The following is a 19662-nucleotide window of genomic DNA, read 5'->3' as shown; positions in this document are numbered from 1 at the left end:
AGGGGACCCGACCGATGCAGCAGGCACCAGTCCTGACGAGCACGGCCGATCCCGCTTCGGGGGCCTGGCAGGCCAACGAAGCGGCGCACGGCGTGCTCGCCACCGAGCTGCGGACCAGGCTGGCCGCCGCGCGCCTCGGCGGCGGCGAGAAGTCCCGGGCCCGCCATGTGGCGCGCGGGAAGCTGCTGCCGCGCGACCGCGTCGACACCCTCCTGGACCCGGGCTCGCCCTTCCTGGAGCTGGCGCCGCTGGCCGCCGAAGGCATGTACGGCGGGTCGGCGCCCGCCGCCGGGGTCATCGCCGGGATCGGCCGGGTGAGCGGACGCGAGGTGGTCGTGGTCGCCAATGACGCCACCGTCAAGGGCGGCACGTACTACCCGATGACCGTGAAGAAGCATCTGCGCGCCCAGGAGGTGGCCCTGGAGAACCGGCTGCCGTGCGTGTACCTGGTCGACTCGGGCGGCGCCTTCCTGCCGATGCAGGACGAGGTCTTCCCCGACCGCGACCACTTCGGCCGGATCTTCTACAACCAGGCCCGGATGTCGGGCGCCGGCATCCCGCAGATCGCCGCCGTGCTGGGCTCCTGCACGGCGGGCGGTGCGTACGTCCCGGCGATGAGCGACGAAGCGGTGATCGTCCGCAACCAGGGCACGATCTTCCTGGGCGGCCCGCCGCTGGTGAAGGCCGCGACCGGCGAGGTCGTCACGGCCGAGGAGCTGGGCGGCGGCGAGGTGCACGCGCGGACCTCCGGGGTCACCGACCACCTCGCGGAGGACGACGCGCACGCGCTGCGCATCGTCAGGACCATCGTCTCCACCCTGCCCGCGCGCACCCCGCTCCCCTGGCCGGTGGAGCCGGTGGAGGAGCCGAAGGTGGATCCGGCCGGTCTTTACGGCGCGGTGCCGGTCGACTCGCGTACGCCCTACGACGTACGCGAGGTGATCGCGCGCGTCACGGACGGCTCCAGGTTCGCGGAGTTCAAGGCGGAGTTCGGGACGACGCTGATCACCGGCTTCGCCCGGATCCACGGCCACCCGGTCGGCATCGTCGCCAACAACGGCATCCTGTTCTCCGAATCCGCCCAGAAGGGCGCGCACTTCATCGAGCTGTGCGACCAGCGCGGCATCCCGCTGCTCTTCCTCCAGAACATCTCCGGCTTCATGGTCGGCCGGGACTACGAGGCGGGCGGGATCGCCAAGCACGGCGCCAAGATGGTCACGGCGGTGGCCTGCACCCGGGTGCCGAAGCTGACGGTGGTCGTCGGCGGGTCGTACGGCGCGGGGAACTACTCGATGTGCGGCCGGGCCTACTCGCCGCGCTTCCTGTGGATGTGGCCGAACGCCAAGATCTCCGTGATGGGCGGCGAACAGGCCGCCTCCGTCCTGGCCACGGTCAAGCGCGACCAGCTGGGCGACGACTGGAGCGCCGAGGACGAGGAGGCGTTCAAGGCGCCGGTCCGCGCGCAGTACGAGGAGCAGGGGAACGCCTACTACGCGACGGCCAGGCTCTGGGACGACGGCGTGATCGACCCGCTGGAGACCCGCCAGGTCGTCGGCCTTGCGCTGACCGCCTGCGCCAACGCGCCGCTGCCCGCGAAGGACCGGACAGCGCCCGGCTACGGCGTCTTCCGGATGTGACGGGGATGGCCGATGTGATGAAGGTCGCGGATCTGATGAGGGTGGACATGTTCGACAGCGTTCTGATCGCCAACCGTGGCGAGATCGCCGTACGCGTCATCCGCACGCTGCGGGAGCTGGGCATCCGCTCGGTCGCCGTCTACAGCGACGCGGACGCGGACGCCCGGCACGTACGGGAGGCCGACACCGCGGTCAGGCTCGGTCCCGCGCCCGCCGCCGAGAGCTATCTGTCGGTGGAGCGGCTGCTCGACGCGGCGGCGCGCTCCGGCGCGCAGGCGGTCCATCCCGGGTACGGGTTCCTCGCCGAGAACGCGGAGTTCGCGCAGGCGTGCGCCGACGCGGGCCTGGTCTTCATCGGACCGCCCGCCACCGCGATCTCCCTGATGGGCGACAAGATCCGCGCCAAGGCCACCGTGCGTGCCGCGGGCGTCCCGGTGGTCCCCGGCTCATCGGGCAGCGGCCTCTCGGACGCCGAACTGGCCGCTTCCGCACGGGAGATCGGCATGCCCGTGCTGCTGAAGCCGTCGGCGGGCGGCGGCGGCAAGGGCATGCGTCTGGTCCGCGACGAAGCGCTGCTCGCCGACGAGATCGCGTCGGCCCGGCGCGAGGCGCGCTCCTCGTTCGGTGACGACACCCTGCTGGTGGAGCGGTGGATCGACCGCCCGCGCCATATCGAGATCCAGGTCCTCGCGGACGCCCACGGGAACGTGGTGCACCTCGGTGAGCGCGAGTGCTCGCTCCAGCGCCGCCACCAGAAGATCATCGAGGAGGCGCCCTCGGTCCTGCTGGACGAGGCGACCAGGTCCGCGATGGGCGAGGCGGCCGTCCAGGCGGCGCGCAGCTGCGGATACACGGGCGCGGGCACGGTGGAGTTCATCGTCCCCGGCTCCGACCCGTCCTCGTACTACTTCATGGAGATGAACACCCGCCTCCAGGTCGAGCACCCGGTGACCGAGCTGATCACCGGCCTCGACCTGGTGGAGTGGCAGCTGCGGGTCGCCTCCGGTGAGCGGCTGCCGTACGGGCAGCAGGACATCACGCTCACCGGGCACGCCATCGAGGCGCGGCTCTGCGCGGAGGACCCGTCGCGCGGCTTCCTGCCGTCGGGTGGCACGGTGCTGGCGCTGCGCGAGCCGCAGGGCCACGGCGTACGGACCGACTCGGGGCTCAGTGAGGGCGTGGAGGTCGGCAGCCGGTACGACCCGATGCTGTCGAAGGTCATCGCGTACGGCCCGGACCGCGCGACGGCGCTGCGCAAGCTGCGGGCGGCGCTGGCCGGCACGGTCACGCTGGGCGTCCCGACCAACGCGGGCTTCCTGCGGCGGCTGCTCGCCCACCCGGCGGTCGTCGCGGGCGAGCTGGACACCGGTCTGGTGGAGCGGGAGGCGGACGGTCTGGTGCCGGACACGGTGCCCCCAGAGGTGTACACGGCGGCGGCCGCGGTACGGAGGGCCGGGCTGGCCCCCGAGCCGGACGCGGGCGGCTGGACCGACCCGTTCTCGGTGCCGAGCGGCTGGCGGCTGGGCGGCGCTGCGCTGCCGGTGCGGCAGTGGCTCCAGATCCCCGGCCACGAAGCGGTGCAGGCCGAAGGCGCGGGCCGGGTCACCCCGGACACCGTGTCGGTCACGGTCGACGGGACGGTGCACACCTTCCACCGCGCCGGGGACTGGCTCGGCCGGGACGGCGACGCCTGGCACGTCCAGGACCACGACCCCGTACAGACCACGCTGGACGCGGCGGCCGGCCGGGGCGGGGTGGGGTCGCTCACCGCGCCGATGCCGGGCACGGTCACCGTGGTGAAGGTCGCCACCGGGGACGAAGTGACGGCGGGCCAGGGCCTGTTGGTCGTCGAGGCGATGAAGATGGAGCATCTGATCACGGCCCCGCACGCGGGCACCGTCACCGAACTGGACGTGCTCCCGGGCACGACGGTCGCGATGGACCAGGTACTGGCGGTCGTCACCCCGGCGGGCGCCCCGGCCGACACGACGGCCGACGGCACCGCGGGCATTGCGGCCGACGCCCAGGCCGACGTCCCGGCCGACGTCCCGGCCGAGCTTTTGACGGGCGCCGCAGCCGGCGTCCCCGGAGGAGACCCCGCCACCCTCCCCGGCGTTCTCGGCACCCCCGCCCCCGGCACCCCGCAGGAGGACTCATGAGCAACGGCCTGCCCATGCCCGTACCGGCGGAAGGGCTCCCGCCCCGGGTCCGTATCCACGAGGTCGGCGCGCGCGACGGGCTGCAGAACGAGAAGACGGTCGTACCGACCGAGGTCAAGGCGGAGTTCATCCACCGCCTCGCCGGGGCGGGCCTGACGGCCATCGAGGCGACCAGCTTCGTGCACCCCGACTGGGTGCCCCAGCTGGCCGACGCCGAGAGCCTGTTCCCGCAGCTCGCCGACCTCCCCACGGGTGTGGACCTGCCGGTCCTGGTGCCGAACGGCCGGGGGCTCGACCGCGCCCTGGAGCTGGGGGCCCGCCGGATCGCGGTCTTCGGCAGCGTCACCGAGTCGTTCGCCAAGGCCAATCTGAACCGCACCGTGGACGAGTCGCTCGCCATGTTCGCGCCGGTCGTCGCCAAGGCCCGCGCGGCGGGGCTGCAGGTGCGCGGCTATCTCTCGATGTGCTTCGGCGACCCGTGGGAGGGCCCGGTCCCGGTCGACCGGGTGGTCACGGTCGCCCGGCGCCTGCTGGACCTCGGCTGCGACGAGCTGAGCCTCGGCGACACGATCGGCGTGGCGACACCCGGCCATGTCCAGGCCCTGCTCACCGCGCTCGACGAGGCGGGCGTCGGCACGGACACGCTCGGCGTCCACTTCCACGACACGTACGGCCAGGCGCTCTCCAACACCCTGGCCGCCCTCCAGCACGGCGTGACCACGGTGGACGCGTCGGCGGGCGGGCTCGGCGGCTGCCCGTACGCGAAGTCCGCCACCGGCAATCTCGCCACCGAAGACCTCGTCTGGATGCTCGAAGGACTCGGCATCGAGACCGGTGTCGACCTCGGCCGCCTCACCGCCACCAGCGTGTGGATGGCCGGACAACTGGGCCGGCCCAGCCCGTCCCGCACCGTACGCGCCCTCTCCCACCAGGAGCAGTAACCATGGACCACCGTCTGAGCACCGAACACGAAGAACTCCGCCGCACGGTCGAGGCGTTCGCGCACGACGTGATCGCCCCCAAGATCGGCGACTTCTACGAGCGCCATGAGTTCCCGTACGAGATCATCCGCGAGATGGGCCGGATGGGCCTGTTCGGGCTGCCGTTCCCGGAGGAGTACGGCGGGATGGGCGGCGACTATCTCGCCCTGGGCATCGCGCTGGAGGAACTGGCCCGCGTCGACTCGTCGGTGGCGATCACCCTGGAGGCGGGCGTCTCGCTGGGCGCGATGCCGGTCTTCCTGTTCGGCACGGACGAGCAGAAGCGGACGTGGCTGCCCCGGATGTGCTCGGGCGAGATCCTGGGCGCCTTCGGCCTGACCGAGCCGGAGTGCGGCTCGGACGCCGGCGGCACCAGGACCACCGCGGTGCGCGACGGTGACGACTGGGTGATCAACGGCTCCAAGTGCTTCATCACCAACTCGGGTACGGACATCACGGGCCTGGTCACGGTCACCGCGGTCACCGGCCGCAAGCCGGACGGCCGCCCGCGCATCTCCGCGATCATCGTCCCCTCGGGCACCCCGGGGTTCACGGTGGCGGCCCCGTACTCCAAGGTCGGCTGGAACGCGTCGGACACCCGCGAGCTGTCGTTCTCCGACGTACGGGTCCCCGCGGCGAACCTGCTCGGCGAAGAGGGCCGCGGTTACGCCCAGTTCCTGCGCATCCTCGACGAGGGCCGGGTGGCGATCTCCGCCCTGGCGACCGGCCTGGCGCAGGGCTGCGTGGACGAGTCCGTGGCGTACGCGAAGCAGCGGCACGCGTTCGGCCGCCCGATCGGCGCCAACCAGGCCATCCAGTTCAAGATCGCCGACATGGAGATGAAGGCCCACACGGCGCGGGTGTCCTGGCGCGACGCGGCATCACGGCTGGTGAGCGGCGACCCGTTCAAGAAGGAGGCGGCGCTGGCGAAGCTGTACTCGTCGACGGTGGCGGTGGACAACGCCCGCGAGGCGACACAGATCCACGGCGGGTACGGCTTCATGAACGAGTACCCGGTGGCGCGGATGTGGCGCGACTCGAAGATCCTGGAGATCGGCGAGGGCACGAGCGAGGTCCAGCGCATGCTGATCGCACGGGAGCTGGGACTGCCCACGGGGTGAGCCCTCCCCTTCCTAGCTGCGGCCGGGACGCGACTCAACTCGGCAGTCTGCGCGGCTCGTTGCCGCCGGCCTGCCGGGTCGAACCGCACAGCGCTTCCACCACCGGCTGACCATCGATCCGGCCGCCGCCAGTACCGCAGCGATCCGCAACTACTCGAAGGTCGGGTTCAAGCCAGTGGGAACCATGCGCGCGTACGGGCGCGACCCTCGTACCGTTGTGTGGCAGGACGGGCTGCCGATGGATCTGCCGGCCGAAGAGCTGGCCTGAAACAGCCGCCGGGCCGCATCGGAAAGACCCTGTCCGACGCCTGATCTGCCATGTCTCCGATCGCGCGGCAGCCGACCGGCCAGGTATCCGCACATACACCGATAATTCACAGCAGCAGTCGACAACTCCGTCACATCGCACATCTCCCACTGGTTGATAGGCAACTTCCCACTGGGTGAGACAACGGTCTCGTCGTGGCTGGATTTGGCCCCTAAGGTCTGCCGTGTGATTACCGGAAAGACCGCTCCGGGTCCGGCTCACAGAACCGGTGCCATCCTGGCCGTGCTCGCCGAGCAGGCATCTGTGACCGCCCAGGACCTCTCCCGCCGCACCGGCATCCCCGTCAGTGCGGTCTATCGCCATCTGGGCGATCTGACGCAGCTCGGGCTCGTCAGCCCGACCCGGACACGCGGGCGGTACTGCGCGGGCTCGCTCGCCGTGCAGATGGCGGTCAACTACCGGCGCGAGATGCTCGGCGGCGGTGAGGTGAAGCGCCGGCTGGCCCGTCTGGCGTCCGACACCGAGGAGCTGGCGGCGTTCCTGATCCCCAGCGGTCAGCACGTCCTGTGCGTCGAGGCCGCCGAGGGCTCCCGGGTGATCAAGTGCAGCTTCTCGCCGGGGCTGAGCCAGCCGCTCACCTTCGGTGCGAGCGCTCAGGCGATCCTCGCCCACCTTCCGGACGCACGCGTGGCCGAGGTCTGCGCGGCGCACCGGATCGGCCCCGCCGAGGCGGAGGCGCTGACCGCCGACCTCCCCCGTATCCGCGACCGCGGGTACGCCATGAGCACCGGGGCGGTCGACGAGGGCGTGTGGGGCGTCAGCGTCCCCGTACTCAACCGGCAGGGGCAGCTCACCGGGACCGTCAGCACCATGGCGCCGGAGTTCCGGGGGCGCCGCAACCACCAGGCGCTGCTCACCCTCACCCATGCCGCGGCGCAGGACATCGGCCGTCTGGAGGAGCCGCAGCCATGACGGGCCGCCGACCGTCCCCGGCCCACCGGTGACCGGGGGGGGGCGCGGCCGGGCCCGCACAGCCCGGCCACCCGGTGCCACGCACACGCCCACGCACACACACGCGTACGCGCGGCGCCGCCCCGTCACCCCCGTCACCTGAACTCGTGCACCACGCAAGGCCCGAATGGAGTGGAACATGGTAAGAGCACCCGTGGGGCGAAGGGGAGCGGCCGTTCTGGCCGGGCTCCTCGCGTCGTTCCTTCTGCTGGCGGGCGCCTCGTCCGCCGCCGCCGCACCGCAGGCGGACAAGGGGGACCAGAAGCTCGCCCAGCTCCGCTCGGGCCGGGCCACACTGCGCGTGGGCACCGACGCCACGTTCCCGCCCTTCGAGTTCACCGACGCCAAGGGCGTCCGGGGCGGCTTCGACATCGAGCTGGTCAGGGCGCTCGCCAAGCGGGCGGGCATCAAGAAGGTCGCCTTCACGCAGATGCCGTTCGGGAACATCGTCCCGGCGCTGCAGGCCCACCAGATCGACATGGGCGCCTCGGGGATCTACATCAACAAGGAGCGGTCGAAGGTCATCGACTTCTCGGACGTGTACTACCCGGGCGGGCTCGCGATGTTCACCGCCGACAAGGACGACACGATCCACTCACTCGGCGACCTCGCGGGTAAGCGGGTCGCCGTACAGGTCGGAACCAAGTCCGTCGAGTGGCTCAAGGAGAACGCGCCCCGCGCCAAGCTGGTCACGGTGCAGACCAACCAGCAGATGTTCTCCTCCGTGAAGCTGGGCCAGGCCGCGGCCGTCGTGACCGGGGCGCCGGCCGGCCAGTACTTCGTCGCCCAGCAGGGCGGTATCAAGCAGGTCGGCAAGCGCCTGACGGGCGAGGACTACGGTTACGCCTTCCCGAAGACGGACACGGCGGTGACCGCCGCGTTCAACGGCGCGCTGAAGGACATGAAGAGCGACGGCTCCTACGGCAAGCTCACCCACAAGTGGTTCGGGGCCGCGAGCAAGACCAAGTCGAAGAGCCACCCGCTCCTCAACCCGCAGACGATCGTGGACTCCTGGGGCCAGATCTGGCACGGCCTGGTGGTGAGCATCGAGGTGATCCTCATGTCGCTGTGCCTGAGCCTGCTGTTCGGTATGACGGGCGGGTTCGCCAAGCTCAGCAGGGTCGCTCCGGTGCGCTGGCTGGGCAACGCCTACGTCTCGGTGATCCGCGGCACGCCGTTCGTCGTCCAGCTGTTCCTGATCTACTTCGGTCTGCCCCAGCTGGGGCTGCAGCTGCCGCCCATGGTCGCGGGTGTGCTCTCGCTGGGCCTCTACAGCGGCTCGTACGTCACGGAGATCTTCCGCGGGGCCGTGCAGTCGGTGGACCGGGGCCAGATCGAGGCCGCCAGGTCCTGCGGCATGTCCCACGCGTCGGCGATGCGCCATGTCGTCGTGCCGCAGGCGTTCCTGCGGATGCTTCCCCCGCTGGGCAACGAGTTCGTGTCGCTGACGAAGAACTCCACGCTGGTGTCGTTCGTCACGATCAGCGAGCTGTTCCTCGTCGGCCAGGTGGTCATATCCAGGACGTTCGACGCCCTGACCGTCTACCTCTTCATCGGCCTCCTCTACTACATCCTCACCAACATCATCGGTTTCGCGACCCATGCAATCGAGAAGAAGATGGCGGTGTATGTCTGATGGCACTCCTCGAAACCCACGGCATCACCAAGGCGTTCGGCGATCATGAAGTGCTGCGCGGCATCGACTTCACCATCGAGCCGGGACAGGTCGTCGCCGTCATCGGGCCCAGCGGCGGCGGCAAGTCGACGTTCCTGCGCTGTCTCAACCTGCTGGAGACACCGACCTCGGGGCGCGTCGTGTTCTCCGGCGACGAGCTGAGCGCCACCGAGTCCAACCTCGACCAGCTGCGGGCCCGTATGGGCATGGTGTTCCAGCAGTTCAACCTGTTCCCGCACATGACCGCGCTGCGCAACGTGGTCCTGCCGCAGATGAACGTGCTCGGCCGGAGCCGCGCGGAGGCGGAGGAGAGGGGCCGCGCGCTGCTCGACCGGGTGGGCATGCTCGGGCGGGCCGACATCTACCCGAACCGGCTCTCCGGCGGGCAGAAGCAGCGGGTCGCCATCGCCCGTGCGGTGGCGATGGACCCGCAGCTCATGCTGTTCGACGAGCCGACGTCCGCGCTGGACCCGGAGGTCGTCCAGGACGTCCTGGAGGTCATGACGGGCCTCGCCAAGGACGGCATGACCATGGTCGTGGTGACCCACGAGATGGGCTTCGCCCGTAAGGTGGCCGACCGGGTCGTCTTCATCGACGGCGGCCGGATCGCGGCGGATCTGCCGCCCGAGGAGTTCTTCTCCGACGGGAACGACAACGAGCGGGTCAGGACCTTCCTGGCGAAGGTCCTGTAGGGGTTCCGGGGACGGTCCCGGGGCGGGTTCTCCTGCCCCGGGTGGAGGGCCGCCTCAACCCTGGTTCCACCCCCCGTCAACCCATGGGTTGAAGGAATCCGGAGCGTCGGAGCGAATAGTCGAAGCCATGACGCTCACCGACTGGATCATCGACATCCTGCTCCTCCTCATCGTCTTCCGGCAGCTCAAGGAAGAACGGCTCACCGCCCGCACCGTCCTCCTGCCGCTCGGCATCATCGCCTGGACCGGCTACAACTACCTGGACTCCTTCCCCACCGCGGGGAACGACCTGCCACTGATCGCGCTGTTCGCCGGTGTGGGGATCGTCTTCGGCCTCGTCTCGGGCCTGCTGACCCGCGTCCGTTACGCGGAAGGGCACGTACGCGTCAAGGCCACCGCGAGCGCCGCTGCGCTCTGGGTGATCTGCATGGGCTTCCGGCTGGGCTTCGCCGTCTGGTCGAGCCACCCCTCGGGCCAGGCCCACCTCGCGCACTTCTCGGTCGCCCATGACATCACCAGCGGGCAGGCGTGGGTGGTGGCCCTGGTCCTGATGGCGTTCGGCGAGGTCGTCGTCCGGCTGGGTACGATCGTCGCCCGGGGCGGCCTCCTGATGGCCCGCAACCGCGCCGGATCGCCGTCCGCCGCACCGGCGCCCCGTCCCGGCACCTACGTCTGACCGAAGCGGAACAGCCCGGCGGAGAACAGCGGGGCGGAGCAGCCGGCCGAGAACACCGGAGTGTGGCCGCCGGCGGAGAACGGAGTGCGGGGATGAACGGGCGCTGGTGGAGCACGCCGGTCTGGGAAGCACCGGGCTGGGAAGGGCTGAACCGGGGCACTTTCCGGGGCGCGACGGCCATGGTGGCCTGTATGGCGGTCACCGTGGCCGGGGCCCACGGGACGTCCCTCAGGATCGTCGTCGGTGCGCTGGGCGTCCTCGCGGCGCTGGGGCTGCTGCTGGGCCGGCGGACCCTGCCGTCCTTCCTGGGCACCCTGGGCGCGACGATCGCCATCGGTTCCGGCCTCGCGGTCTCGCTCCTGGTGCCGGCCGGGCTCGGCTCCTTCCCGGTGCTCGCGGGCGTCTCCGTCCTCCCGCTGCGCCTCCCGGTGGGGCCCGTGCGGACGACCGGCGTCGCCGTGATATCAGCCGCGTTCGGGATCGCGATCATGGTGGTCACCGGCAGTCTGGCCGGGCTGCTGGCCGGGGTGGGCGCCTGGCTCCTCGCCGACCGGTCGGTGGAGCACACCGCCCTCCAGGCGGAGCGGGACCGGGCCGTCGCGCTGCTGGCCGAGGTCGAGGCGTCCCGGCAGGCACTGCAGGAGGCGGCGGCCGGGGAGGAACGCAGCCGTATCGCCCGCGAGATGCACGACGTCCTGGCCCACAGTCTCGCCGGTCTTTCCGTGCAGTTGCAGGCCGTACGGGCGATCGCGAACCGGGAGGGCGCGCCCGCGTCGCTGACCGGTCCGCTCGACCGGGCCGCGGACCTCGCCCGCGACGGGGTCCAGGAGGCGCGCGCCGCCGTGGGTGCGCTGCGGGTCGCACCGCTCCGCGGTGTGGACGACCTCAGGACACTGGTCGGCGGTTTCCCCGGCGAGGCCCGGCTGCGGGTCGCAGGACGGCCCTGCCCGCTCGGGCCCGACGCGGGCCACGCGGTGTACCGGGCGGTGCAGGAGGCCATGACGAACGCGGCCCGCTATGCGACGGGAAGCGCCATCGAGGTGGATGTGGCGTGGGCGGAGCGGGAGTTGCGGGTGGACGTGAGTGACCAGGGGCTGCCGGCCGGCCGCGCGCCGTCGGGTGTGAAGGGCAGCGGCACCGGTCTGCGGAGCATGGCCGAGCGGATCGAGGCCGTCGGCGGGCGGCTGTCGGCCGGGCCGGTACCGGGCGGTGCGGGCTGGCGGATCGAGATGGGCGTACCGGTCGCGGGGGCCGGGGCGCCACCGCGGGCGGCACCGGAGAAGGAAGACCGGGGAGGGAAGTTGGGCGCGTGAGGACCGGCGCGTGAGGATGGGGCGTACGGACGGCGGCCGGCGTCCGGGCGACGCGCACGTGAGGGAAGGCGGACGGGTGACGATTCGGGTGCTGGTGGCGGACGATCAGGCAGTGGTACGGGACGGGGTCGTGCTGCTGCTCTCATCGGCCGACGACATGGAGGTGGTCGGCGAGGCGGGCGACGGGCACGAAGCGGTGCGGCTGGCCTCGGAGTCACGGCCCGACGTGGCCCTCGTCGACCTGCGGATGCCGGGGCTGACCGGCGCCGAGGTGACGGCCCGGGTCGTCGCCGCGGACATCGGGGTCAGGGTGCTCATCCTGACCACGTACGCGGACGACGACGCGGTGATGCCCGCGCTGCGGGCGGGCGCGTCCGGCTATCTCACGAAGGACGCCACCGGTGAGGCGGTGCTGGCCGCGGTCCGTGACGTCGCCGCCGGCCACACCGTGCTGGACCCCGCGGTCCAGCGCCGCCTGGTCGAACTGGTCCTCAACGACCCGGACTCCACCGCTCCCGGCACGGCCGCACCGGCGCCCGAGCCCGCCACCACGTCCCCCTCCGCGTCCGGGACCCCGCCCGAGGCCGGGGGCCTCACCCGGCGGGAGGTCGACGTCGTCCGCCTGGTGGCCCAGGGGCTCAACAACCGGCAGGTGGCCAAGGAGATGGTCGTCAGCCAGGCGACGGTCAAGACCCACCTCAACCACGTACTGGCCAAACTGGCCCTGGAGGACCGCGGCTCACTGATCGCCTGGGCCTGGCGGTACGGACTGGCCGAACGGACCCCGTAGACGGCGCGCGGCGGCCCCCGCCCGGCCGACAGCGCACCGGCGCGCACGGACCCGCCCCACCGACAGCGGGCCGGTGGGGCACGGACCCGCCCGGCCGACAGCGCACCGGTGGGCACGGCTCCCCCGCCCTCCGGCACCGGCATCCGCCCTCCGGCACCTGCCTTCCGGCCCCCACCCTCTGGACAAAAGGTGAGGTTAGGCTAGCCTGACCAGGAATCGCCCAGTGGCCGTCCCGGCACGTACGGAAAGCAGAGCCCAGCCATGCCCAACGCCCGCGCCTCCCACTTCTCCCGCCGCGGCATCCTCGCCGCAGGCGGTGTCATCGGCATCGGCGCCGCTCTCAGCGCCTGCGGTGGCAAGGACTCGAAGAGCTCGGGCTCTGCGAAATCGGACTCCGGCCCCTGGTCCTTCAAGGACGACCGCGGCATCACCGCCAAGGCGGACTCGACGCCCACCAAGATCGTGGCCTTCACCGGCACCGCAGCGGCCCTGCACGACTACGGCGTCGAGGTCGCCGCGGTCTTCGGACCGACCAAGACGAAGGACGGCAAACCGGACGTCCAGGCCGGCGATCTCGACATCAGCAAGGTCGAGATACTCGGCAACGTCTGGGGCGAGTTCAACGTGGAGAAGTACGCCGCGCTCGGCCCCCAGCTGCTGATCACCGGCATGTACGACAAGGGCGCCCTCTGGTACGTGCCCGACGAGTCCAAGTCCAAGATCCTCAAGCTGGCCCCGAGCGCCGCCCTCATGGTGGCCCGCACCTCGATGCCCGCGGCCCTCCAGCGCCACGCCGAGCTCGCGCAGTCCCTCGGCGCCGACCTGAAGGCCAAGAAGGTCACCGACGCCAAGGCCCGCTTCGAGAAGGCCGCGGCCCGGCTGCGCTCCGCCGCGAAGGCCAACCCGAAGATCAAGGTGCTCATCGGCTCGGCCAGCGCCGACCTGCTCTACATCTCGACCCCCGAACCCTCGGCCGACCTGCGGTACTTCAAGGAGCTCGGCGTCAACATCGTCGTACCGAACAAGGTCGACAAGGACGGCTGGTTCGAGAGCCTCAGCTGGGAGAACGCCGACAAGTACCCGGCCGACATCATCATGATGGACAACCGGACCTCCGCCCTCCAGCCGTCCGCGCTGAAGTCCAAGCCGACCTGGGGCGAGCTGCCCGCGGTCAAGGCCGGACAGGTCATCCCGCGCTCCACGACCGACCCGATCTTCTCCTACGACAAGTGCGCCCCGGCCCTGGAGGCGCTGGCCAAGGCGATAGAGACAGCGAAGAAGGTCAGCTGACCCATGACGACGGCCGCCATCGCCCCTTTCCGTTTCTTCGGCTTGCACGTGGTACGGACGCGGCGGCTCGGCCCGTCGATGGTCCGCATCACGTTCGGCGGCGAGGACCTCAGGGACTTCGCCGCCGGAGGCCGTGACCAGAGCCTCTCGCTGTTCCTGCCGCACCCGGGACAGCGGGAGCCCCGACTGCCGTCCGGCGAGAACTGGTTCGCCGAGTGGCGGGCGCTGCCCGCCGGCGAACGGGCCGTACTGCGCTCGTACACCGTGCGCGAACAGCGCCGCGACCCCGACGAGGTCGACATCGACTTCGCGCTGCACGGCGCGGCGGAGCCGGCCGGAGCCGCGGGGCCTGCCGGTACGGCGAGCGGGCCCGCCTCCCGGTGGGCCCGGCAGGCCACCCCAGGACAGCGGGTCCGCGTCCTGGGCCCCGCCGTCGAGCACAACACCGCCGTCCGCTTCCAGCCGCCCACCGGCACCGACTCGGTGCTGATCTGGGCCGACGAAACCGCGCTGCCCGCCGCTTCGGCCATCCTGGAGTGGCTGCCGGCCGGCACCAGGGCCCAGGTCTGGCTGGAGGTCCAGCACGCGGCGGACCGGCTGCCGCTGCGCACCGAGGCCGACGCACGGATCACCTGGCTGGTACGGGACGAGGGCGCCCCGGCCGCCGTCGACGCCGTACGCGCGGCCGAGCTGCCCGGCGCGCACCCGTACGCCTGGATCGCCGGTGAGTCCGGCTGCGTCAAGGAGCTGCGCCGCCATCTCGTGCGGGAGCGCCAAATCGACCGCAGGCAGGTCACGTTCGTCGGCTACTGGCGCCGCGGACTCAGCGAGGAACAGCTGAGGGAAGCCGCGGCGAGAGCCGCCTGACCAGCGCTTTCCCAGGGGGTGAGGCCCCATTGCGACGCCCGGAAAAGGTAGGTTAGGCTTACCTAACCTACGACGTCGCAGTGACCCTCTCCCCCCTTCTCCCTTCCCGGAGGACCGTTCATGCGCTCACACCTGCTCAATGACACGACCGCGGAGCAGTACCGCCTCACTGCCACCGCAGCAGTCGAGCGGGTGGCGGCCCAACTCGCCTCCACCAAAAAGCCGTTCACCGGGATCGCACCCCATGAACTCGCCCCCGCCCTGGACTCCGTGGACCTCGACAAGCCGCTGGGCAGCGCGGAAGCCGCCCTGGACGAACTCGACACCGTCTATCTGCGGGACGCCGTCTACTTCCACCACCCCCGCTACCTGGCACATCTGAACTGCCCGGTCGTGATCCCCGCGGTGGTCGCCGAAGCGGTGCTCTCCGCCGTCAACTCCTCGCTCGACACCTGGGACCAGAGCGCCGGCGGCACCCTGATCGAGCAGCGGCTCGTCGACTGGACGGCCGGCCGCATCGGCTACGGACCGGGCGCCGACGGTGTCTTCACCAGCGGCGGCTCGCAGTCCAACCTGCAGGCGCTGCTGCTGGCCCGCGAGGAGGCCAAGTCCCCCGACCAGGCAGCCCCGGCCGCGCCGCTGCGGGTGTTCACCTCGGAGTGCAGCCACTTCAGCGTCCAGAAGTCCGCGAAACTGCTCGGCCTCGGCCGGGACGCGGTCGTCTCCATCCCCTGCGACCAGGACAAGCGCATGCAGACCGGGGCGCTCGCCCGCGAGCTGGAGCGCTGCCGCGCCGACGGAGCGGTCCCGATGGCCGTCGTCGCCACCGCGGGGACCACCGACTTCGGCTCCATCGACCCGCTGCCCGAGATCGCCGAGCTGTGCGCGCGCTACGGCGCCTGGATGCACGTCGACGCGGCGTACGGCTGCGGGCTGCTCGTATCCAGCAGGCGCGAGCGCCTCGACGGCATCGAGCACGCCGACTCGGTCACCGTCGACTACCACAAGTCCTTCTTCCAGCCGGTGAGTTCGAGCGCCCTGGTGGTACGGGACGGGGTCACGCTGCGGCACGCCACGTACTACGCGGACTACCTCAACCCGCGCTCCGCCGCCGAGGCCCGCATCCCGAACCAGGTCGACAAGTCCCTCCAGACCACCCGGCGCTTCGACGCCCTCAAGCTGTGGATGACGCTGCGGGTGATGGGCGCCGACGGGGTCGGCCGCCTCTTCGACGAGGTCGTCGGCCTCGCCGAGGAGGGCTGGAAGCTGCTCGCCGCCGACCCGCGCTTCGACGTGGCCGTCGAGCCGCAGCTCTCCACCCTCGTCTTCCGCTTCATCCCCCGCGAAGTCACCGATCCCGCGCTGATCGACCGGGCCAACCAGTACGCGCGCAAGGCGCTGTTCGCGTCCGGCGAGGCCGTCGTCGCCGGAACGACCGTCAACGGCCGCGCCTATCTGAAATTCACCCTCCTCAACCCGCAGACCACCCTCGCCGACATCGCGGCCGTCCTCGAACTCCTCGCCGAGCACGCCGGCCAGTACCTGGGAGAAACCCTTGTCCACGCCTCTTGAGTCCCACGACCCTTACGACTTCATCGCGGTCGGGCTCGGACCGTTCAATCTGGGGCTCGCCTGCCTGACCGACCCGATCGACGAGCTGAACGGCCTCTTCCTGGAGTCCAAGCCGGACTTCGACTGGCACAGCGGCATGTTCCTGGAGGGCGCCACCCTCCAGACACCCTTCATGTCCGACATGGTCACCCTGGCCGACCCCACATCGCCGTACTCCTTCCTCAACTACCTGAAGGAATCCGGGCGGCTCTACTCCTTCTACATCCGCGAGAGCTTCTATCCGCTGCGCGAGGAGTTCAACGACTACTGCCGCTGGGCCGCCGCGAAAATACCGGCGATCCGCTTCGGTGAGTCGGTGACCGAGGTGACGTACGAGGAGCGGGACGCGCTCTACACGGTGCGGACCGCGGCCGGCGCCCAGTACCGGGGCCGCAGACTCGTCCTCGGCACCGGGACCCCCGCGTACCTCCCGGAGCCCTGCCAGGGCCTCGGCGGCGACCTGATCCACAACTCCCAGTATCTGGGGGCGAAAGAGGCCCTCCAGGCCAAGGAGTCGGTCACCGTCGTCGGCAGCGGGCAGAGCGCGGCCGAGATCTACTACGACCTGCTCCAGGACATCGACCAGCACGGCTACGCGCTGAACTGGATCACCCGCTCGCCGCGGTTCTTCCCGCTGGAGTACACCAAGCTCACGCTGGAGATGACCTCGCCCGAGTACGTGGACTACTTCCACGCGCTGCCGTCCAGGACCCGCGACCGGCTCAACGTGTCGCAGAAGAACCTCTACAAGGGCATCAACTCCGAGCTGATCGACGCCATCTTCGACCTGCTGTACGCGAAGAAGCGGCGCGGCCCCGTGGCGACCAGGCTGATGACCAACACCTCGCTGGAGAAAGCCGGTTACGACCACGGCACCTACACCCTCGGGCTGCGCCAGGAGGAGCAGGAGAAGGACTTCACCCTCGCCACCCAGGGGCTCGTCCTCGCCACCGGCTACAAGTACCGGGTGCCCGGCTTCCTCGCCCCGGTCCACGACCGGATCAACTGGGACGACCAGGGCCGCTTCGACGTCCACCGCAACTACAGCATCGACGCGGACCGGACGATCTACGTGCAGAACGCCGAGCTGCACACCCACGGCTTCGTCGCACCCGACCTCGGGATGGCCGCGTACCGCAACTCGTGCATCATCCGCGAGCTGCTCGACGGCCAGGAGTACTACCCGGTCGAAAAGACCATCGCTTTCCAGGAGTTCACCGCATGAACCGGTTCACCACCCGCCCGCTCGACCCCCGCAAGGACGCCGAACTCGTACACGGCTGGGTCACCCACCCGAAGTCCGGCTACTGGATGATGCAGGACGCGAGCCTGACCGATGTCGAGCGCGAGTACATGGCGATAGCGGCGGCGGAGCACCACGACGCCTTCATAGGACTGCACGGCTCCACCCCGGCGTTCCTGATGGAGCGGTACGACCCGGCGCACGTCGAGCTGAAGGGTCTCTACGACCCCGAACCGGGCGATGTCGGCATGCACTTCCTGGTCGCGCCCACCGACACCCCCGTCCACGGCTTCACCCGGGCGGTGATCACGGCCGTGATGACGGAGCTGTTCGCCGACCCGGCGACGCGCCGGGTCGTGGTGGAGCCCGACGTACGCAACACGGCGGTCCACGCGCTCAACAAGGCCGTCGGCTTCGAAGTGGTGCGTGAACTGGCGAAGCCCGAGAAGACCGCACTGCTGAGCGTCTGCACCCGCGCCGCGTTCGATGGAGCCCGCCGATGAGCACCCATCTGACCCCCGTACTCTGGGCCGAGGCCGAGCGGCTTCTGATCCGCAAGGCGCTCGCGGAGTTCTCGCACGAGCGGCTGCTGTCCCCACAGCCGCTGAGCGAGGACACTCCGCACCTCGGTCCCGCCGGAACAGGGGAAACCCCGTTCTCCGTACGCAGTGACGACGGCGGGACCGAGTACCGGTTCCGCGCCCGGATCCTCGCCCTCGACCACTGGCACATCCCCGCCGAGTCCATCACCCGGCACCGCGGCACCGATGAACTTCCGCTGGACGCGCTGGAGTTCTTCATCGAGCTGCGCGATGTGCTGGGGCTGAGCGAGGCGATCCTGCCGGTCTATCTGGAGGAGATCTCCTCCACGCTGTCCAGCACCGCCTACAAACTCGCCCGGCACGCCGAACACCCGGTCTCCGCGGCCGAGCTGGCCGTGTCCGGCTTCCAGGACATCGAGACCGGGATGACCGAGGGCCACCCCTGCTTCGTCGCCAACAACGGCCGCCTGGGCTTCGGTTCGGACGAATACCTCAGCTACGCGCCGGAGGCCGCCAGCCCGGTCCGGCTGATCTGGCTGGCCGCCCGCCGCGACCACGCCACCTTCAGCGCGGGCGCCGGACTCGACTACGAGTCGCTGATCCGGGCCGAACTGAGCGAGGAGACGCTGGAGCGGTTCGCCGCGACCATGACCGGGCTCGGCCTCGACCTCGACGCGTACTTCCTGATCCCCGTCCACCCCTGGCAGTGGCGGAACAAACTCTCCGTCACCTTCGCCGCCGAGGTGGCCAAGCAGCGGCTCGTCCTGCTGGGACACGGTGACGACTCGTATCTCGCACAGCAGTCGATCCGCACCTTCTTCAACACCAGCGACCCGGCGAAGCACTACGTCAAAACGGCGCTCTCGGTGCTCAACATGGGCTTCATGCGCGGGCTCTCCGCCGCGTACATGGAGGCGACGCCCGCGATCAACGACTGGCTCGCGCAGCTCATCGAGAGCGACCCGGTGCTGAGGGCCACCGGCCTGACCATCATCAAGGAGCGGGCCTCGATCGGCTACCACCACCGGCAGTACGAGCAGGCCACCGTCAAGGGCTCGCCGTACCGGAAGATGCTGGCCGCGCTCTGGCGGGAGAGCCCGGTGCCCTCGCTCGAACCGGGTGAGCGCCTCGCCACCATGGCCTCGCTGCTGCACACCGACCGCGCCGGAGCCTCGTTCGCCGGCGCGCTCATCGCCGAGTCCGGCCTGGCCCCCGCCGAGTGGCTGCGCCGCTATCTGACGGCGTACTTCACCCCGCTGCTGCACAGCTTCTACGCCTACGACCTGGTGTACATGCCGCACGGCGAGAACGTGATCCTGGTGATCGAGGACGGCGTGGTGCGGCGGGCGGTCTACAAGGACATCGCCGAGGAGATCGCGGTGATGGACCCGGACGCGGTGCTGCCGCCGGACGTCGAGCGGGTCCGCGCCGATGTGCCGGACGACATGAAACTCCTGTCGCTGTTCACCGACGTCTTCGACTGCTTCTTCCGCTTCCTCGGTGCGACGCTGGCCACCGAGGGCGTGCTCGGCGAGGACGAGTTCTGGCGGACCGTCGGCGCGTGTGTGCGGGAGTACCAGGGCTCGATGCCGCAGCTGGCCGACAAGTTCCGCCAGTACGACCTGTTCGCGCCGGAGTTCGGGCTTTCCTGCCTCAACCGGCTGCAGCTGCGCAACAACCAGCAGATGGTGGACCTCCAGGACCCGGCGGGCGCGCTGCAGCTCTCCGGGACGCTGAAGAACCCGATCGCCTGATCCACGGCGATCGCGCCGGACTGCCCGGCGTGC

The 19662-nt window shown here is 70.7% G+C and carries 15 protein-coding genes and 2 pseudogenes; all 17 read left to right on the top strand.

Annotated features, from left to right (window positions below):
* Window positions 1-14 precede the first annotated feature (14 nt).
* The 17 genes and pseudogenes from OG510_RS25095 (at window position 15) to OG510_RS25015 (ending at window position 19629) form a co-directional block, all read left to right on the top strand.
* Complete coding sequence (locus OG510_RS25095; protein ID WP_406139727.1) at window positions 15-1637, top strand: carboxyl transferase domain-containing protein; 1623 nt, start codon at window positions 15-17, stop codon at window positions 1635-1637.
* A gap of 47 nt (window positions 1638-1684) precedes the next feature.
* Window positions 1685-3670: pseudogene (locus OG510_RS25090) on the top strand (biotin carboxylase N-terminal domain-containing protein); the annotation flags it as partial.
* 122 nt (window positions 3671-3792) lie between these two features.
* A complete protein-coding gene (locus OG510_RS25085) occupies window positions 3793-4737 on the top strand; it encodes a hydroxymethylglutaryl-CoA lyase (RefSeq protein WP_406139726.1) in 945 nt (314 codons plus the stop codon).
* 2 nt (window positions 4738-4739) lie between these two features.
* Window positions 4740-5897, top strand: coding sequence for an acyl-CoA dehydrogenase family protein (locus OG510_RS25080; RefSeq protein ID WP_164267133.1), 1158 nt, complete (start codon window positions 4740-4742; stop codon window positions 5895-5897).
* A gap of 85 nt (window positions 5898-5982) precedes the next feature.
* A pseudogene (locus tag OG510_RS25075) lies at window positions 5983-6165 on the top strand (aminoglycoside 6'-N-acetyltransferase); the annotation flags it as partial.
* Between the two features lie 225 nt (window positions 6166-6390).
* Window positions 6391-7137: an IclR family transcriptional regulator gene (locus OG510_RS25070; protein ID WP_406139725.1), complete on the top strand. Its 747-nt coding sequence runs from the start codon at window positions 6391-6393 to the stop codon at window positions 7135-7137.
* A 178-nt stretch (window positions 7138-7315) separates the two neighbouring features.
* A complete protein-coding gene (locus OG510_RS25065) occupies window positions 7316-8812 on the top strand; it encodes an ABC transporter substrate-binding protein/permease (RefSeq protein WP_406139723.1) in 1497 nt (498 codons plus the stop codon).
* A complete protein-coding gene (locus OG510_RS25060; protein ID WP_406139722.1) occupies window positions 8812-9543 on the top strand; it encodes an amino acid ABC transporter ATP-binding protein in 732 nt (243 codons plus the stop codon). The genes OG510_RS25065 and OG510_RS25060 overlap by 1 nt, the downstream gene beginning before the upstream one ends.
* Window positions 9544-9670: 127 nt before the next feature.
* A complete protein-coding gene (locus OG510_RS25055) occupies window positions 9671-10219 on the top strand; it encodes a hypothetical protein (RefSeq protein WP_406139720.1) in 549 nt (182 codons plus the stop codon).
* 92 nt (window positions 10220-10311) lie between these two features.
* Window positions 10312-11532 carry a sensor histidine kinase gene (locus OG510_RS25050; protein ID WP_406139719.1) on the top strand — a complete coding sequence of 407 codons (1221 nt, stop codon included), beginning with the start codon at window positions 10312-10314 and terminating at the stop codon, window positions 11530-11532.
* A 76-nt stretch (window positions 11533-11608) separates the two neighbouring features.
* The gene (locus OG510_RS25045) at window positions 11609-12322 is read left to right on the top strand and encodes a response regulator (protein WP_406139718.1); all 714 of its coding nucleotides are present in this window, start codon (window positions 11609-11611) and stop codon (window positions 12320-12322) included.
* A gap of 261 nt (window positions 12323-12583) precedes the next feature.
* Window positions 12584-13612, top strand: a complete 1029-nt coding sequence (locus OG510_RS25040) for an ABC transporter substrate-binding protein (RefSeq protein WP_406139717.1) — start codon at window positions 12584-12586, stop codon at window positions 13610-13612.
* Between the two features lie 3 nt (window positions 13613-13615).
* Window positions 13616-14479, top strand: coding sequence for a siderophore-interacting protein (locus OG510_RS25035; RefSeq protein WP_406139716.1), 864 nt, complete (start codon window positions 13616-13618; stop codon window positions 14477-14479).
* Between the two features lie 120 nt (window positions 14480-14599).
* Window positions 14600-16051, top strand: coding sequence for a pyridoxal phosphate-dependent decarboxylase family protein (locus OG510_RS25030; protein ID WP_406139714.1), 1452 nt, complete (start codon window positions 14600-14602; stop codon window positions 16049-16051).
* A complete protein-coding gene (locus tag OG510_RS25025) occupies window positions 16035-17315 on the top strand; it encodes a lysine N(6)-hydroxylase/L-ornithine N(5)-oxygenase family protein (RefSeq protein WP_406139713.1) in 1281 nt (426 codons plus the stop codon). Before OG510_RS25030 ends, OG510_RS25025 begins: the two co-directional genes overlap by 17 nt.
* Window positions 17312-17836: a GNAT family N-acetyltransferase gene (locus tag OG510_RS25020; RefSeq protein ID WP_406139711.1), complete on the top strand. Its 525-nt coding sequence runs from the start codon at window positions 17312-17314 to the stop codon at window positions 17834-17836. The genes OG510_RS25025 and OG510_RS25020 overlap by 4 nt, the downstream gene beginning before the upstream one ends.
* On the top strand, window positions 17833-19629 hold the full coding sequence (locus OG510_RS25015; protein ID WP_406139710.1) for an IucA/IucC family protein: 1797 nt from the start codon (window positions 17833-17835) through the stop codon (window positions 19627-19629). The genes OG510_RS25020 and OG510_RS25015 overlap by 4 nt, the downstream gene beginning before the upstream one ends.
* Window positions 19630-19662 lie beyond the last annotated feature (33 nt).

It is taken from the genome of Streptomyces sp. NBC_01089 (assembly GCF_045162975.1).
Classification (GTDB): Bacteria; Actinomycetota; Actinomycetes; order Streptomycetales; family Streptomycetaceae; genus Streptomyces.
Note: the sequence above shows the minus strand (reverse complement) of the source record. Positions and strands in the feature narration are given on the sequence as shown.

Bases quoted from the DNA above. Each gene is read 5' to 3' on its own strand.
- OG510_RS25020 (WP_406139711.1), top strand. From the start codon at position 17,312: ATGAACCGGTTCACCACCCGCCCGCTCGACCCCCGCAAGGACGCCGAA.
- OG510_RS25085 (WP_406139726.1), top strand. From the start codon at position 3,793: ATGAGCAACGGCCTGCCCATGCCCGTACCGGCGGAAGGGCTCCCGCCC.
- OG510_RS25015 (WP_406139710.1), top strand. From the start codon at position 17,833: ATGAGCACCCATCTGACCCCCGTACTCTGGGCCGAGGCCGAGCGGCTT.
- OG510_RS25095 (WP_406139727.1), top strand. From the start codon at position 15: ATGCAGCAGGCACCAGTCCTGACGAGCACGGCCGATCCCGCTTCGGGG.
- OG510_RS25060 (WP_406139722.1), top strand. From the start codon at position 8,812: ATGGCACTCCTCGAAACCCACGGCATCACCAAGGCGTTCGGCGATCAT.
- OG510_RS25030 (WP_406139714.1), top strand. From the start codon at position 14,600: ATGCGCTCACACCTGCTCAATGACACGACCGCGGAGCAGTACCGCCTC.
- OG510_RS25035 (WP_406139716.1), top strand. From the start codon at position 13,616: ATGACGACGGCCGCCATCGCCCCTTTCCGTTTCTTCGGCTTGCACGTG.
- OG510_RS25040 (WP_406139717.1), top strand. From the start codon at position 12,584: ATGCCCAACGCCCGCGCCTCCCACTTCTCCCGCCGCGGCATCCTCGCC.
- OG510_RS25055 (WP_406139720.1), top strand. From the start codon at position 9,671: ATGACGCTCACCGACTGGATCATCGACATCCTGCTCCTCCTCATCGTC.
- OG510_RS25080 (WP_164267133.1), top strand. From the start codon at position 4,740: ATGGACCACCGTCTGAGCACCGAACACGAAGAACTCCGCCGCACGGTC.
- OG510_RS25065 (WP_406139723.1), top strand. From the start codon at position 7,316: ATGGTAAGAGCACCCGTGGGGCGAAGGGGAGCGGCCGTTCTGGCCGGG.
- OG510_RS25050 (WP_406139719.1), top strand. From the start codon at position 10,312: ATGAACGGGCGCTGGTGGAGCACGCCGGTCTGGGAAGCACCGGGCTGG.